Genomic DNA, 17,164 nt, shown 5'->3' with positions numbered 1-17,164 from the left:
AAAAAAGTGATTTGTTTATAATTTCGACTTCAGATTGATAATTAGCTTATTTCTACCATCTTTAGGTGGAGCGCCATTATTATAAAAATATTTAATTTTTTGATGAACTTGATTAATATCAGGTCTTTCTTCATAATTTAAAGCTAACATCTCTGCTATTAATTTACGCACTTCTGTATCTAGCGGATCTTCAATGAGAGTACCGCGCAATTTAGTTGTATTTTTAATCGATGGTAATTCCAGTTTTTTTCGATCCAGAATAGCTTCGTGAGCATAAGTATACTTTTCTGATAACATCGGACGAGTACCTGTCCAATATTGAGTGAAAATTAAACCCAGGGAAAAAATATCGGATTTTTTAGTGGGTGCAGGCGTCTTTCCTGCTGTGGCAATATGTTTGGCAAATTCTGGGGAATAATATACCGGATCGCCGACTAAAAATTCTGCCGCGATCGATTCTCCTTCAAGAATGCTGCTATCAAAATCAATAATTTTAGCAACTTGCCTCCCTTCCCATTTTTGAATCAGCACATTATCTGGTTTTAAGTCAAGATGGACAATCCCATTTGAGTGTAAAATTTTCAGTGCGCCTGCTGCTGTTAGCATGACAAATAAACGCTCTTTGGGCTTTAGTGTATGTATTTCCTTTGATAAGGAACTGGTATCGACTTTTTGGCAGACTTTGAAAAAATGTTCGCCATAATCATCACCGTACTTAAAAAAGTCCACCATCACTACTACTGATCCCCCTGCACCACAAGCAGATAGTGCTGTTTGAATAGCTAGCTGCTTTCTAGCAAATTCTTCACACTGATCGCGCCGCTTTTGTTTTCCTTTTTCGCTTCCTGGTGCATCTTTGCCTGGATAAACTGGACTGAGGAATTTTTTGACAAAATATTCGTTGCCATTGTATATAGCAAAACCCCATTGACATTGACCACCGTTAGCACTATCAAAATCACGGGTTACTACATATTTTTCCGCAATAACATCACCTTTTTTGTAAGACATCTGTTATTAATATCTCCTGCCGTTCAACTTATTCATAATTTTATAATACATTTGTTGCGCTTCTTGGTGCATTTTATGATCCAGTTGCAAAGAATTTTCCAAGACTCTTTGAAGACTATTCAAGGCTGCATTGAATTCTCCTTCTATTTCTTGTAGCTGTGCCATAAAGTAGTAAATTACAGTATTTTTACCATAAGGTAAGAGTTTATTATTATGAACTAGACGGTGACAAAATTGTATAGCTGAATTAGCAGAGTCGCATTTATTGCCTGTGGATTTCCTCAGAGACATCACAAAAAAGTTCAAGTGCTCCTGCCAGTTGTCTAATTTGTCTGAACCCTCACTCTTAAAAAATTTTTGATAACAATCAACTGACTTATTTGGGTTATTTAAATAATAGTAAATACAACCTAAAATTTGATATGATTCCACAATTTTTTCGACAGCTATAAGTTTTTCCACAGCCGACTTGTTTAAAACAAGTTCCTCAAAGTTGGAAGCCGCTTTTTTGAATAACTCTCCTCTGTTATAATTGCTTTCGGTAAAAGCTAATTTAGTGTAAATCAATCCTAAAAGATATTTAGCTTTACTGTGATGAACCTCAATCTTCAAAACTTGAATGCACACATTTTCAGCTTCTTTTAAGCGATTATTTTCATAATAAGAGTAAGCCTGGTTCAATAAACTTTGAATTTCTTCAGCTTTTGCTGCTGCTTTTTCTCTAGATGTTTGGCTAAGTTCTTTAAATGGATTTGTACTAGAACTAGAAGTGACTGAAGCGACTGAACTGGATGAATAATCTTCTGATACGGGTAGTTTAGGAGTAGCTATTGGCTGAATATCTTGAATAAATTGAAAATAATATTCATAATCAATTCTATACTTTTCCCACAGAGTTTGTACATCCTCATAGCGAGCATTAGCCGTAGGAGCAATAAAGTTTTCTTGGAGATACTGCAAACGTTCTTGATAAGAACTCTTTAAGTGCTTTATCCCATTAAATCCTACTGGATAGAGAATTAAAGAAACATCATCTTGCTTAATCTCTGTGTATCTTTGTTTAATTAATTCTTGCCAAGTATTTTTATCCATTGTATCCCCTTCTGACTTATAGAGCCTCTCTAGCAACAACTTTTCAAATTCCCAAGGAGCCGAAAAATACTGAAAACAGCCGTCAGTACAAGCTAAAAAACAGCCAGGTTCTTTAATATCATAATGCTGAAAATGAATTTGCCATGTCGGATTTATATCGGCGGTTAAATATTGAGACATGGGTGGATCTTGTCTCAGCATTTCTAAGGCATCTTTGGGAGTTACTAAGTCATCTTTGGTAAGTTGTTGTAAACCTTTAGTTGGACTGAGAAAATAAATTCGTGAATCTCCCATCCAAGCCAAGTTAGCTTCAAAAATTCTTTCTTGTCCTTTTTGCTTGGGAATGCTAGCCAGGGCGATCGTTGTACAAAGTTTATGTTCCACTAAAGAACCTTTTAGCCGAGATGAAGTTTTCGGCTGCATTTCGATATCTGCTTTAATTTTCAGCGATCGGCAAATCTGCTGTTGCAATTGAATGACATTTTCTGGCTTTATTTCACCGCGCCATTGTTTGAAGAATGTTTTGCTGATTTGACATGATTCTTCTGAGGCAATACGTCCCCCTGTTTTACCACCGTAACCAGCCGATCGGCCTCCTAATCCGTCAAACACGCCCATCAAGAAAGTTTGTCCAAAATCTTCAGCTAGGTTGGCATCTTCGCCTTTGTCTTCAGCAACTTCTATATTTACTACTAAATTAAATTTAGTCATAGCCATAATTGATGGTTTTTTTGAAGATTGTAGGTAATTTTAAAAGTTAACTTAATACATATTTCTGTAATTAAGTTAACTTAGATAGCTAATTAACAAACCTGCTTATATGCTCCCCGATATCGCTTCTAAAATTTGATCTATTTCTACTTCTTCTAATCCATTACCTGCTTCCGAAACATAATGAATCGTATTTTCCCAGCTACTCATCATTGTCCATGGTTCAGCATCAGGTGCAAACAGTAATAAACGCTTGGCTGATGTTGGTATATCGTGCCAGTAATCAGTCAAATCATCAAAGCTTTTTGGTATATCATTAGGATAGTGACTGGGTTTAGGGCTTTTGTCTAAACTATGAGCGCTAGCATCGGTGTAAACAACGACCACATATCGCTGCTTGCTAAAGTCTCCTTTTTCCCAGTTTGACTTAAGTGCTAAGCCAACCGCTTCTAAGCCATTTTCCGGTTCATCCCCACCACCGTCAGCTTTAATTGGAGAGACAAAATTAGCAAAATCGGAGGACTGCGATCGCAAGTCAAAAAATTCTGAACATTGCATCACTTTATCGGCGGGATCGGCCCAATAATCCCGAAATACAATTACCCTAGCTCTGAGTTGATCTATTTTTTTACTCTTTTCTTTCATCTTAGCTTCTAGCTGCTCGTAAAACTTGAGAGCGGCTGACTTCACTTCTTCAATTAAATGACCCATTGAACCAGTGCCATCAATACACATCACCAAGTCCACTGCATACTTAACACTTTGACCATCACTCATAAACTTTTACCTCTCTTGTAATTAACTTATGTTGAACTTTGTCTGAGCAAGATGAATTTTTTTGAAATTTCTAATTCGCTCACTCTATACCTAAATCTTCAATTTTGAAATTGCGTTGGACGTTTCCCGCTGGTAGGATCTTGAAAATTTCGGATTTTTCAATTCTTTTTAATTTTTCATAACTTTCAATCACTTCATAAGAAAAGAAAAAGTCATCTTGGTGGCTGGATATCACAGTTCCAATGCGCTGCTTATCTTTACCACTAAAATGTTTTTGCAGTCTTGTCTTAATACAACTTCCGGGTGTCCCTTTGGCCCTTCCTACATAAGCAGTATCAATTTCTCCATCAAAATCATGGTATATTGCGTAAATGCCAGAGAGACCGGATGGAATCGATCTCAGATTAGCATCAGTCATTTTTTGGGGCATTGACATATTAAAGTGCTTTGCTCAAAACAAGATTGTAAATTTCAGTATACATAATTTTTAAAGCGAGCACAAGCTTAAAATGTCTTATTTTATCTTGTGTTTTTTCCAATAATCAAATCAAAATCAACAAAATTTAATATAATGTCTTAAAATATACTATAATTACCCAAATTTACTGTGGATACATTTTATGGATGTTACAGAGGTTTTACAATGTGCCGATAGGTTGGTATTCACCAAAACGGGAAAACACTTGGATGATATTCAAAAAGCTGTAATTACAGGGGTTTACCAGGGAAAAACGTATGATGAAATTGCTGATGATTGTAAGCGTAGCGAAAGTCGTGTTAGAAATATTGGGCGTCAGCTATGGCAAATTTTCTCTAAACAGTTAGGCGAAGATATTAATAAGCATAATTTTCGCTCTACTATAACAAGGTTGAATACAACATCACCACAAATTATTAATGTAGCTAGCAATCATAACTTTAATTTTTGCTCATCCGCTTATCAAGCAAATAATGAAAATTCCAATTCCAATGTTAATCATAAATCTCTGTATCACGATTTAAGCCTAGCCCCTAAAATCACCAGTTTTTACGATCGCACAACCGAACTTCAAACCCTCTCCCGCTGGTTAATCGACCAAAATGTTCATCTAGTCTCAGTTTTAGGATTAAGTGGAATTGGCAAAACCACGCTAGTTAAACAGTTTGTTGACCTAAATTTACAACATTTTGAGGTAGTAATCTGGAAAAACCTCAAACTATCTCAATCTTTAGATGGCATTATTAATGAAACTTTAATCGGTGTCGATCGCGATTCTATTCAAACTGATAATAAGTTAACTCAGTTTTTTAATCTTTTGCGTCAACAAAGATGTTTAATCGTCCTTGATGATTTCCAAGAATTATTTAGTAAGGGAGAATTGGCAGGAGAGTTCAAAACAGAATATAAAACTTACCAAAATTTATTGACAACGATCGCAAATATAGAACATCAAAGTAGTTTAATCTTAATTAGTCAGGAACCATGTCAAGAAATGATTAGTCTGGATGAGGATTTATATCCTATTAAGTGCTTAGAGTTACAAGGATTAGACAATACAGAAATCGTAAAAAAATGGGGATTCAAAGATGATGAAGCCTGGACAGATTTGAGTGATTTATACGGAGGTAATCCCGTTTATTTAAAAGATATTGCAAGTTTAATTAAAAATATATTTGGGGGCAAAGTTGCTGATTTCTTAAAAGAAGATAGTTTAATTGTCACTAAGGATATGAAATCTCGGTTGACTGAATTATTCAAACGGCTATCACCCACAGAGCAAGAGATTCTTTTACAATTAAGTAAATTCGATGTACCTGTGTCAAGAGAAGATTTAAGCCAAAGTTTATCTCTGTCATCAACGGACTTAATGAATGGGTTGCGATCGTTGGGTCAACGTTATTTACTCCAAAGAATAGAAGGAGAGAAAGTATTGTTTGATTTATCTCTTGTTGTTCGAGAATATGTTAGAACTTGTTGTCAAGATTAATTAACTCAGGACTTACCCACTCCTACCAAAGAAACCGGGTTTTTTACCTTGTCTGCGGGTTGGAACTCAGTATTTTCGTAAAAAAACCCGGTTTCTGCCCCCCTGCGTAAGTCCTGTAAGTCTAATTATTTTAGGCATAAACTTTCCTAAGTTCATAAGTATCTGAAGCTTCTGCATCTTCTAAAGTAAGAAATTCCTGTAATTCCTTAATAGAAAGAGGGCTGAGATAAACATCAGAGTCTGATTCATAGACTTCGGAAAATGACTCAATAGCTTGTTTTAGTTGATCGATAGATTGTTCGGGAGTCTAACCTTGTCCAACCAATCCATTTTCTAAACACAAAGAAACCAAATAATCAGCATTTTTTCTAATAATTACAGTGTAGAAATCAATCATATTCTGTTGGGTAAATTAAACATGGATCTTATACATATCGCCGGCTGTATACTATAAAGTCAGGACAAGCGTCATGTCCGATTGCGGTAACACCTGGACATGACGACTACTCCAAATGTTGAAACAGCCAACAAGGGAGCATATTTATTATGTCACAATCTCGGTATGATGAAGAAAAAAATGAGACGCGCCATGCAGCCACAAGCGAAGAGGCTTGCATTAATATGGAAGAAAAATACGGTTGGCCGCTTAAAAATATAGAAGAGACTGGCAATTATATTTTGAGCGTAGATTGCATTTTTGAGGGAAATTGCGAGTTTCCGCCCTCGCCAATGGACTTGAGTCAAGGTGATTACCTGAAGGAGAGAAAAGAAGATGCGTAAATACATTATTTTCCGAGCAGACAAAGGTGAACTGGAAAAATACCGATCGCTCACCGAAACAAAATTAGGAGAAAGCTTTTACCGAGTAGCTAATGCCGGATCTGTTAAGTCATTGATTTGGACAATAGCCGAGCATTATGACTCTAGTGGCAAGCCATCCCCAGCACCGGGCTATCGTTTAACCGAAAGCGTTGTTGTCCCAAGTGCGATCGATCCAATCTTTCCCAGTGCATCAACTCATTTCAGAGACAGCGGCTGGGAAGTTGTCAAAGTTCAGGAATATACCCCTGAAATTCCCGCTCCCTATGGTGCAGAGTTTGACTCAATTTGTATTTGCTATTGCGCTTACAAACCAATAGAAAATTCTCCACTCAAGCAATACGAGCGATCGCCCGTCACCATTGATTCATTCGGAGGCGATCGAACAGCTTACGATCGCTGGCTAGAGTCCCAAAAACAACCGACTGAAGTTTAATTAATAAGACTTACCCACAGCCAATCAGAAACCGGGTTTTTTGTTGAAAAGACGCATTACAGCGTGCCGAAATCTCAAAAACCCGGTTTCTTTGCTTTTGATGCGTAAGTCCCGATTAAATCAACTCACCTCGCCCGGTTTATAGAAACCCTACACAATTAAACCAAAAAATCAGCACTTTTTCTAAAAATTACAGTGTAGAAATCAATCATATATTATTTGGTTGATTAAGTTTAATTAACTCAGAAAATTTTGAAAACACACCAATAATTTAACACGCGATCGCCCATTTGAGAATTACCTCCGCAGATAGACCTCCTTCCCAGAAAGCTATAGAATACTTAGGATGGAGCAATCTATTTACCCACTATGACAGAAGACAAAACATTGACAACCGCTGACGGGATTCCAGTTGCAGATAACCAGAACTCCTTGACAGCAGGTGAACGCGGGCCTATCCTCATGCAGGATTTTCACCTGATGGAAAAACTGGCTCACTTCAACCGGGAACGGATTCCTGAGCGCGTTGTCCATGCAAAAGGAGCCGCTGCATTTGGCACGTTCACCGTCACCCATGACATTACTCGCTACACCAAAGCTCACCTATTCTCAGAAATTGGCAAACAAACTCAAGTTCTCCTCCGCTTCTCTACCGTAGGCGGCGAACAAGGTTCAGCGGATGCCGAACGGGACCCCAGAGGTTTTGCGATTAAGTTCTACACCGAAGAAGGCAACTGGGATGTAGTAGGCAACAACACGCCTGTTTTCTTCATCCGCGATCCTCTCAAATTCCCTGATTTGATCCACACCCAAAAGCGCCATCCCCAAACCCATCTCAAAGATGCTGACGCAAAGTGGGATTTCTGGTCTCTGAGTCCAGAAGCTTTGCATCAGATAACTATTCTGTTTTCCGATCGCGGTACGCCGAAAAACCACCGCCACATGGACGGTTTTGGCAGCCATACCTTCAGCCTAATTAACGATCGAGGAGAACGAGTTTGGTGCAAATTCCACTTCAAAACCATGCAGGGTATTGATAATTTCACCGCCGCAGAAGCGACGCGGATCAAAGGCGAAGACCCCGATCATGCGACTCGCGACTTGTTTGAGGCGATCGACCAAGGTAATTATCCCAAATGGCGGTTTTGCATTCAAGTAATGACCGAGGCCCAAGCCGCAGAATATCGCGAAAACCCCTTTGACTTGACAAAAGTGTGGAAGCACTCAGAGTTTCCGTTAATTGACGTGGGAATTCTTGAACTCAATCGCAATCCGCAAAACTTTTTTGCTGAAGTGGAACAGGCGGCATTTTCTCCTTCTAATGTCGTTCCAGGTATTAGCTTCTCTCCCGACAAAGTGCTGCAATCTCGCATCATGTCCTATCCAGATGCTCAACGCTACCGTCTCGGTGCAAACTATCAGCAATTGCCCGTCAATCAACCAAAGTGTCCGGTGATGCACTACCAACGGGATGGCGCAATGGCACTGGGTAACAACGGCGGTAGCGGGCCGAACTACGAACCCAACAGCCACGAGGATGCGCCGAAGCAAAACTCGGCCTATGCTGAGCCAGCTTGGGACTTAGGAAATGTCAAAGTCGATCGCTACGATCACCGCAAGGGCAATGACGATTACACCCAAGCAGGAGACCTCTATCGCTTGATGAAACCCGACGCACAGCAGCGGCTTGTCGCTAACATTGCGGACAGTTTGAGTGCAGCAAAACCGGAGATTCAGATGCGCCAACTGTGCCATTTCTTCCGCGCCGATCCTAATTACGGCCGCCAAGTTGCAGAAGGTTTAGGAATTGCGATCGATCCGTCGATGATGTCCGCTGCTACTCAACCTGTTGGTGTGTAGAACCCGCGAACATTCAATTAGACATCTGCTAAAAAGCAGATGTCTATTCTCACATCCTGCACTATACTCGCTGAACAGGCTTTCCGGCCTGTTCCACAAAGACTAGATTTTCTCGCTTCACAGGCCGGAAAGCCTGTTCAAAAAACGATGATGGACAAGGGTGCAAGAGCTCAGTTATTGAAACTATGCGTGTAATAGGCACTCTTAGCCCGCGTCTTAGGTGCAAGTTAAAAGCAGTAAAGCTTAACGTCATGGAGTTGGGGGCGATTAACAGCGGGATAGCTTCGCTTCACGCGATTTTTAACAAAGGTCTCTTGCAAAGCGACAGAACCCACTAAAATAAGTTGAGGAACTGCAAGAAAAACCAAACAAGGGAAACAAAACTATGACATTACCAGTTGGGTGCGCTGCCCCTCAATTTACCGCCAAAGACACCAACGGCAACACAGTCTCCCTGTCCCAATTTGCCGGTAAAACCGTAATCTTGTATTTCTACCCCAAAGACGACACCCCAGGCTGCACGAGACAAGCCCAAAGCTTCAAAGCAGCCCATGAAGAATACAAAGGCAAAGATATAGTAGTTCTCGGTGTCAGCCGCGACAACGAGGAATCGCACCAAAAGTTCACAGAAAAATACGGTTTGCCTTTCCAGCTATTAGCAGATGTTGATGGCACGATTACCAAAGCTTACGATGTCGAGAAAGGCGATTATGCCAAGCGCGTTACTTTCGTCATCGACGGTACCGGCAAAATTATTCAGGTTTATGAAGGAGAAAATCTGAAAGTTGACTCTCACGCTCAAGATATTCTCGTCACCATAGTTTAGTCGAAGTTTAGCCGATCGCGCTAACCTTCCTGGACGCACCAAACGGCTAAAAACCCGGTTTCTTCCTAAGATGCCTCGTTGCTATAGGCAATATTCTCCTAGGAACCGGGTTTTTTTCGTAAGTCCTGACAATCAAGCATCCAGGATACAATCCCCCGGATTTTTCTCGCGCAAGTCAATGCTTCAATTATTTAATCTAAAATCTAAAATCTAAAATCGCGCAATCGATTGACTCAGCAAGTGAGGGGTCAAGGGTACAGGGGGAAACAACTTACTGGAACTAAATTCCTTCCCTCAAAACTTGCACCGCAAATCCTCTCAACCAGGCATATATTCGGTTAAGGTGCTTGTGGTACGCCTAAAGTGAGATTTGTGGCGCAACTCCCGCCAATAATTAAAAACTTATGCTGTAAAAGGCATTAACCGCCCGTAGGCTGAATCTAGGGGCGATTTTGTCCTGGTTCGAGTCATTGTGTTTGATAAAATCAGAAGTTATCCTTGCTTTAGCTGAATAATTAAGTAGGTAGGGAGATATATAATGACAAGCAGCAACATTATTTTGAGTTACTTAGGCCCGCGAGAACTTGAGGTCAATAGAGCCGCTGTCTTAGTTGGCACTTTTGACAAAAATCTAGTGGCAGCCATTTCAGCATTAGAAGGCTCAAATGCCCTGAATGTCGGGATAAATCTCTCTAGAGGCATTTGGAACATCGGTTTAGAAAAAGGATTCGATAGCGCAGGAACTCGCACAGTGCAGGTGAGGGCAACTGATAAGACTGGCAAAGTTATCGGCCAACAAACAATTAACATCAAAGTTAATCCTGCTTCTGGGTCACCCGCTCAATTTTTGACGTTAATTACTGTCACAGATACCAAATTCAAAGCCGGAACACTGCCCGCCAGCAATCTCAACGAGCTGCAAAAAGCGGACGTACCAGTAGGGAAAATTTATCAAGTTAGCGACTACGAGTTAGAAGACGGACATCTGAATGTTCAACTAAATAATGCAATTTCTCCGGTAGGAACCTCTGGTTTTTTCTACGAAAAACACGTAGTTATAACCAAAGGCGCAAAAATTCTCATATTCGATCGCGCCGAGTTGCCTGCCCCGCCGCCTGGAATGCAGTTACTGTGGGCGATCAAAAAGACCTGGTTAAAGTTAACCCCCGCAGATTCTGCAACTTTAGGACAAACTCAGAAATTACAATTTAACCTGGGAGAAACTTTCAATATTCTCGGCTACGCTTGCGTGGAAAACCATTTCCGAGTCGCTTTTGCTCGGCCAGTTCCTAACTTAGGAACTTCGGGATTTCTGTACTGGCAGCACGTCCAAATTTTGCGAGACGGGAGGGGAATTGAGTATGATAGAAACGCAGTTACGATGACAATCATCAAAACGACTGTGTTTAAAAAGCGCCCGGTAAATGCGGCTAGCCTCCCACCCCAAGAAAAAATTACCTTGCCGGCGGGAATGATTTACGGAATTGCCGGATTCTCGATCGAACAAAGCCACATAAAAGTCTCTCTGACCGAGAATTTGCCGCAATTTGGCAATACCGGTTTCATTTATCCCGATTTTGTGCAATTCAGCCGCGGCGGCAAATCTTTTAATCCCGCTGTGAATTTAACTTATCAAGGGCCGTCAGAAGTTTTGGTAAATCAGCCGATCGTCCTTCGGGGTACTTTTGACCGGCAACAAGCAGCAAAAATTGAGGTGATAGCTGAGGATACATTGCCCCTAACCGTCACGCTAAACCAAGAGACCAGCACTTGGCAAGTTAATTTGTCTAAAGGATTTAGCGTAGCGGGAGCTCGGTGGCTCAGGTTGCGGGCAACTGACAGCAAAGGCAACGTTACTGGCAGCCAAATAATTTACATTACCGTAAGTTCCGATCCGCTGACTGTCGGACGAGGTTTGACCTTAAAGATAGTTTCTGACACTTTGTTTAAGGTAGCTCCCCTTGATTCTTCCCGGCTCAACAATCAACAAAAAGTTCTGGTCAAAGCAGGTCAGACTTTGGCGGTTAGCAAATACGGATTTATTGACGGGCATCTCAAGGTGGTTGTGGATTCAGCAATTTCGCCGATCGGTACTTTTGGCTATTTTTACGAACCCGACGTTCAGCTTGCTAAAGGTACTCAAATCCTAAGATTTGACCTAGCAGACGTACCGAATAGCAACGTCAGCGCTCAACTGTTGGTAACTCAAACAACTCAGATTAAAGCTAAACCCGAAGATTCATCGAAACTGCCTGCCGATCAAATTGCTGACCTACTTTTAGGCACTACCTATGCCATTACTGGTTATGCCTGCATTTTGGGGCATTTCCGAGTAACTCTCGCCGAATCTATTCCCGGTTTCGGCAATATCGGATTTATTTATTGGCAGGACGTTAAAATTAAAAAAGACGGCAAAGAAGTTCCCTTTGACCCCGCTGCTTTGACGATGACAATCCTGCAAGCAACTGTGTTTAAAAAACGGCCGGTAGATGCTGCTAGCCTGAGCAGTACCGAGAAAACTACGCTGCCTTTAGGTCGAGTTTACGGCGTGAACAGCTACGGTGCGGAAGGATCTCACCTGAAAGTTTCCCTGACTGAAGAACTGCCGAATTTTGGCAATACAGGTTATGTTTTTCCTAGTTTTGTTCAGTTCAAGCGGGGAGATAAAATTTTCGATCCGGTTCCGAACAATGTGGAATTGAACGTGCCGTATTTTTCGCAGCGGGACAATCCGCGTTTTGACTGGTCTACTTGCAACGTAACAGCGATCGCGATGGTATTTTATTACTACGGCGTTCGTTCTGAGGGGGGCGGACAATTGGAGGATGAGTTGTTGCAGTGGTGTTTCGACTATGCCGGCCAGGGTTCTCAAACAGATCACAACGTGCTTTCGGCGCTGATTCAGGCCTACGGGTTTAAGACGAGTTTTAGTACGACCCGCACGTGGGCCGAGGTGCGATCGGAATTGCTGAATCGGCGGCCGGTAGTTTTAGCAGGAGATTTTACTGCTGCCGGTCACATTCTTACTGTAATTGGCTACAATTCTCAGGGTTATATCGTGCAAGATCCTTGGGGAGATGCACTCACTGGTTACAGCAATACTGAGGGGAGAAAGTTGATGTATCCCTACAGTTACGTCAATCAAGTGGCTGGGCCAGATGGGAATGTTTGGGCGCATTTTATTTCTCGATAATTTACCAGTCTTATCGATCGCCCCTATTATCAAGTCCGTCGATCGCTTACGATACAAGCTTACTTGTCCTGAGTCAATCGAAACGCAGTGAAGCGAAGCATCGGGCGAGATGCTTCGCTTCACTTGCTAGGGACTAAGTGGGTGGACATATATATTGCGTGTCATTGTTCGTTAAATTTCGCAATCGCAGAGACTAAGCGATTGCTTAGTTCCTCTCTTCGGACATGATGGCGTTTACTGATATCCATCTACTTATTTATTAATAAATATTTACAGAGTTTTATTCGATAAACCCTTATTGTTGAGACAACAAATTTTTTACTCTTTTTTCAATTCGCAGTAGGTATCTGATGCCAAACTTTAATTGTCAAGTTTCAGGAAGTGCGCTCGCCTTTATCGATTCTCAAGTTGCAGATTATCAAAGTTTGATTGCCGGAGTAAAACCGGGTACGGAAGTAGTGGTTTTGGATGGGAACCGGGATGCGATCGACCAAATTACTCAAATTTTAGCTCTTCGTACCAATATTGACAGCATTCACATAGTTTCTCACGGGGCTCCGGGCAGCTTGCAACTGGGCAAAACCAGATTGGGTTCTGAAAATCTGGAAACTTATGCCGAGAAATTGCAGCAGTGGCGGAGTGCCTTAACTCTGGGTGCGGACATTCTGATTTACGGTTGCAATGTCGCATCAGGGCCTCGCATTTGTCCGAAAGTCCGCCGGGGAATTAATTCCCCGTCTCATAGCGCAAGTCGGTTGAAACCGACTGGGGATCACCTCAATAAACAGTTGAATAAACAGTCCTCTTCAGAGGACTTTCGCTATGAGACGGGGGTTGAAACGAACGGCGGATCGGAGGAATATGCCAGAGACGATCGGCGCGCGATCGATAATGAATGTGCGATCGATCTCGAAAACGCAAAAGATCGTGAATATGCGATCGATGTATCTCGCATTTACCCGAAAGTCCGCCGGGGAATTAATTCCCCGTCTCATAGCGCAAGTCGGTTGAAACCGACTGAAAACAAGGCGGGTATTCAGTCCTCTTCAGAGGACTTTCGCTATGAGACGGGGGTTTCAACCCCTGGCGGAACCGATGAGTACGCGATAAACGATCGACGCGCGATCGATCCTAAATATGCGATCGATCGTGAAAACGCCATAATAGATCGTGAATGCGCCAAAGACGCTCGACGCGCGATCGATAATCAATATGCGATCGATCGCAAACACAAAATAGACGGTTTCACCTTCATCCAGCGCATCGCCCAACTCACAAATACCAACGTTGCCGCCTCCAAAAACCTCACCGGAAGTGCAGCAAAAGGCGGCGACTGGGAACTAGAAGTCACAACCGGGAAAATAGCAGCCTCTTTAGCATTTCGGCCCGAAGTTCTAGCAGCATACAACCATGTCCTTGCAACCTTAAGTGAAGCCAGAAACTATAGTTCGGGCCAAGGAAGGATTTCTGACATTGGTACGGGCGATTTTAATGGTGACGGTTTCCTCGACTTAGTAGTGCCAATGGGGGAAAACAACTTCCCAAAAGATCTTGCCATATTGTTGGGGACGGGTACTACGGGGAGCTTTGGTACTCCTATCAGCTTATTTAAGCCAGGTAAAGAGAATCCCAATGGCGTTGCAGTGGGCGACTTTAATGGAGACGGCAAACTCGATTTAGCTACAACGAATTTCGGTTTTTCCAATAACGGCAATTTCGTTTCGATCCGACTGGGGACGGGTACTGGCAGTTTTGGCGATCCTACCAATTTCGGTCAAGGGATAGATCATAAGTCGATCGTAACCGGTGACTTTAATGGAGATGGCAAGTTAGATTTAGCCACAACTCCTTACTCCATTTTTGATAACTTCATTTCAATACTTTTTGGAGACGGTACTGGTAGCTTTGGCACTCCCGTTAAGATTAGTACACAAACACCAAAGTTTACTGTTGCCACAGCCGACTTTAACGGCGACGGCAAAGTGCGATTCGTTCAGTCGAAACCGAGAAATTGGGGGATGACTGGCTTCTACAGGGTAATCCATGAGGATTGAGTTCGCACTTTAATCCCTTGTAGATGACAACTTCATAACCTTGCAGGTGAGCGTTAGTATCCTAGAAAACGATAAGTCCTGCCCCTCAGACGTAGAGGTGAAAGCATATCTCCCACTGTAGAGACTAGCCATCAATCGGTGAAGCGGAGATAAAAGCGGAAAGAGCCACTAGCCTAAAAGTGGTATCCCGTGAGCAAGTTCCTACGGATAGCAAATGCGAAGTCACTGCCTGAATCACCGTTACGGCGAACCAGCGAAATAAGGCTTTATGCGCTGGTAGTCCCAAAAGGGCATTAGTACAGGGTGGTATGAGAATTTTGCCCGACATACCTACGTTACCCAAAAACTCGGTGAAGAGGTGACATCCTAACGGAACAGACCAATGGTTATGAGGAACGAAGTAACCCACCTGATTACTCTCGAAGAGGTCGAATACTTCGAGCAGTCAGCTAAGACGAAACATCTGGACTTCCAGGTAACAGGTGGTAGAGATTGAGTCAAAAGCCAACGCCTCACTGCAATGGTGAGGATATGCTAACGGACTTACGGTAATACGGATGGTATAGCTACAAGTAGCAATGAATATGTTATGAACACGGTAGAAAAACCGATGTATGAATGGAACGATATCAACTGGCGAAAGCTAGAGCGTAACGTTTTTAAATTGCAAAAGCGGATATATCAAGCGTCTAATCGTGGTGATGTCAAGCTAGTACGCAGACTCCAGAAACTGTTGATAAGTTCTTGGGCAGCAAAAGCATTATCGGTTCGTCGGGTAACACAAGATAATCAAGGAAAGAAGACGGCAGGCGTGGACGGTGTTAAATCGCTGACCCCAAAGCAACGTCTCGCACTGATAGATAAAATATCATTGGGTTCAAAGGTTAAGCCAACACGCCGAGTTTGGATACCCAAACCAGGGACAGATGAGGAAAGACCGTTAGGCATACCGACAATGGAAGACCGAGCCTTGCAAGCGTTAGTCAAACTGGTGTTAGAACCAGAATGGGAAGCGCGATTTGAACCTAACTCATACGGGTTCAGACCAGGACGCTCGTGCCACGATGCAATAGGAGCAATATTCAGTGCGGTAAGTCAGAAATCAAAATATGTGCTGGATGCCGATATCAGTAAATGCTTCGACCGCATTAACCATGATGTACTTCTCTCAAAATTAAATACCTATCCTACCCTACGGAGACAAATCCGGGCTTGGTTAAAAGCTGGTGTTATGGATGGAAACAAGCTGTTCCCAACTGATGAAGGGACACCACAGGGCGGGGTGATTTCACCTCTACTTGCCAATGTCGCCTTACATGGGATTGAGGAATTGATTATGGGTTTAGCCCCAAAATTCGAGATGAGAGACTCTCGTGGTCATACTTATGGATTACGAGACAAAATCAAATCGATTTCACTGATACGATATGCGGACGATTTCGTAGTTCTCCATGAGGATGTAGAAGTTGTGAAGCTGTGTAAGGTTGAGATAGAGAAGTGGTTAAGTGACATTGGGTTAGAATTAAAGCCGAGTAAAACAAGATTAGCCCACACCCTGAATAAACTAGATGATGAAAAACCTGGATTTAACTTTCTAGGATTCAACATCAGGCAGTTTCCAGTAGGAAAACACAACTCAAGTAAGGGAACTAGAGGCACTTTATTGGGCTTTAAAACTATTATCAGCCCTAGCAAGGAAAGTCAGAAAAGGCACTACAGAAAAGTTGCGGAAGTAATAAATAAATCGCGTGGGTTAAACCAAGCGACTTTAATAAAAAATCTCAATCCTATCATTAGGGGTTGGTGTAACTACTTCTCAACAGTCGTCAGCAAGAAAATATTTGATAGGCTGTGGCACTTAGTGGTTTGGAAGCTTCTCAAATGGGGTCGCCATCGTCATAGGAACAAGGGCAGAGGATGGACACGCCTTAAATACTTCAAAACCGTAGAAGGCAATAACTGGGTGTTCGCAACCGGAGAGGGTAACAATCCTCTAAAGCTCATACAACATAGTTCCACTGAAATAAAGCGCTATGTAAAAGTAAAAGGGATGGCATCACCCTATGACGGTGACTGGATATATTGGAGTTCAAGAATGGGAGTACACCCAGAAATACCCGTAAGAGTAGCCAAACTACTCAAGCGACAAAAAGGGAAATGCGCTCACTGCGATAACTACTTCAAAGATGGAGATTCGATAGAGGTTGACCACATCGCCCCCAAATCGAAAGGTGGAAAGGAATCGTATGATAATTGGCAGCTACTCCATCGACATTGCCACGACACAAAGACTGCCAATGATGGCAGTCTTGGTAACAAATCTAGCTGCAAAAGTGCTAAACCTAAGCCACCAGTGGAACCAAGCCTTTGGGCTTGGGAAAACGATATGTTGGTAATGACGTACTGATGACAACAGCC

12 protein-coding genes are annotated in these 17,164 nt (G+C 42.2%); 8 read left to right on the top strand and 4 right to left on the bottom strand.

Annotated features, from left to right (window positions below):
- Positions 1-15: 15 nt before the first annotated feature.
- The 4 genes from OSC7112_RS28375 to OSC7112_RS28360 all read right to left on the bottom strand — a co-directional run bounded on the left by OSC7112_RS28375 (position 16) and on the right by OSC7112_RS28360 (position 4,009).
- Positions 16-1,011, bottom strand: a complete 996-nt coding sequence (locus tag OSC7112_RS28375) for a protein kinase domain-containing protein (protein ID WP_015179123.1) — start codon at positions 1,009-1,011, stop codon at positions 16-18.
- Between the two features lie 6 nt (positions 1,012-1,017).
- The gene (locus OSC7112_RS28370; RefSeq protein WP_015179122.1) at positions 1,018-2,820 is read right to left on the bottom strand and encodes a protein phosphatase 2C domain-containing protein; all 1,803 of its coding nucleotides are present in this window, start codon (positions 2,818-2,820) and stop codon (positions 1,018-1,020) included.
- A 99-nt stretch (positions 2,821-2,919) separates the two neighbouring features.
- Complete coding sequence (locus OSC7112_RS28365) at positions 2,920-3,591, bottom strand: VWA domain-containing protein (protein WP_015179121.1); 672 nt, start codon at positions 3,589-3,591, stop codon at positions 2,920-2,922.
- A 79-nt stretch (positions 3,592-3,670) separates the two neighbouring features.
- Complete coding sequence (locus OSC7112_RS28360) at positions 3,671-4,009, bottom strand: hypothetical protein (protein ID WP_150111620.1); 339 nt, start codon at positions 4,007-4,009, stop codon at positions 3,671-3,673.
- 202 nt (positions 4,010-4,211) lie between these two features.
- Between OSC7112_RS28360 and OSC7112_RS28355 the strand changes: the two genes are divergently transcribed.
- The 8 genes from OSC7112_RS28355 to ltrA all read left to right on the top strand — a co-directional run bounded on the left by OSC7112_RS28355 (position 4,212) and on the right by ltrA (position 17,153).
- The gene (locus OSC7112_RS28355) at positions 4,212-5,558 is read left to right on the top strand and encodes a helix-turn-helix domain-containing protein (RefSeq protein WP_015179119.1); all 1,347 of its coding nucleotides are present in this window, start codon (positions 4,212-4,214) and stop codon (positions 5,556-5,558) included.
- A 546-nt stretch (positions 5,559-6,104) separates the two neighbouring features.
- On the top strand, positions 6,105-6,338 hold the full coding sequence (locus OSC7112_RS28345) for a hypothetical protein (protein ID WP_015179118.1): 234 nt from the start codon (positions 6,105-6,107) through the stop codon (positions 6,336-6,338).
- A complete protein-coding gene (locus tag OSC7112_RS28340; protein WP_015179117.1) occupies positions 6,331-6,813 on the top strand; it encodes a hypothetical protein in 483 nt (160 codons plus the stop codon). Before OSC7112_RS28345 ends, OSC7112_RS28340 begins: the two co-directional genes overlap by 8 nt.
- Positions 6,814-7,182: 369 nt before the next feature.
- Complete coding sequence (locus OSC7112_RS28335) at positions 7,183-8,673, top strand: catalase (protein WP_015179116.1); 1,491 nt, start codon at positions 7,183-7,185, stop codon at positions 8,671-8,673.
- 385 nt (positions 8,674-9,058) lie between these two features.
- Entirely contained in the window at positions 9,059-9,499 is a 441-nt protein-coding gene (locus OSC7112_RS28330) for a peroxiredoxin (protein ID WP_015179115.1), read from the top strand.
- Between the two features lie 538 nt (positions 9,500-10,037).
- A complete protein-coding gene (locus tag OSC7112_RS28325; protein WP_015179114.1) occupies positions 10,038-12,692 on the top strand; it encodes a C39 family peptidase in 2,655 nt (884 codons plus the stop codon).
- 350 nt (positions 12,693-13,042) lie between these two features.
- Positions 13,043-14,746: a DUF4347 domain-containing protein gene (locus OSC7112_RS28320; protein ID WP_015179113.1), complete on the top strand. Its 1,704-nt coding sequence runs from the start codon at positions 13,043-13,045 to the stop codon at positions 14,744-14,746.
- Between the two features lie 589 nt (positions 14,747-15,335).
- Positions 15,336-17,153 carry a group II intron reverse transcriptase/maturase gene (ltrA, locus tag OSC7112_RS28315; RefSeq protein ID WP_015174099.1) on the top strand — a complete coding sequence of 606 codons (1,818 nt, stop codon included), beginning with the start codon at positions 15,336-15,338 and terminating at the stop codon, positions 17,151-17,153.
- The last annotated feature ends 11 nt before the right edge of the window (positions 17,154-17,164 follow it).

It is taken from the genome of Oscillatoria nigro-viridis PCC 7112 (genome assembly GCF_000317475.1).
Taxonomy (GTDB): Bacteria; Cyanobacteriota; Cyanobacteriia; order Cyanobacteriales; family Microcoleaceae; genus Microcoleus; species Microcoleus nigroviridis.
This window is presented reverse-complemented; position numbering and strand designations above follow the sequence as displayed.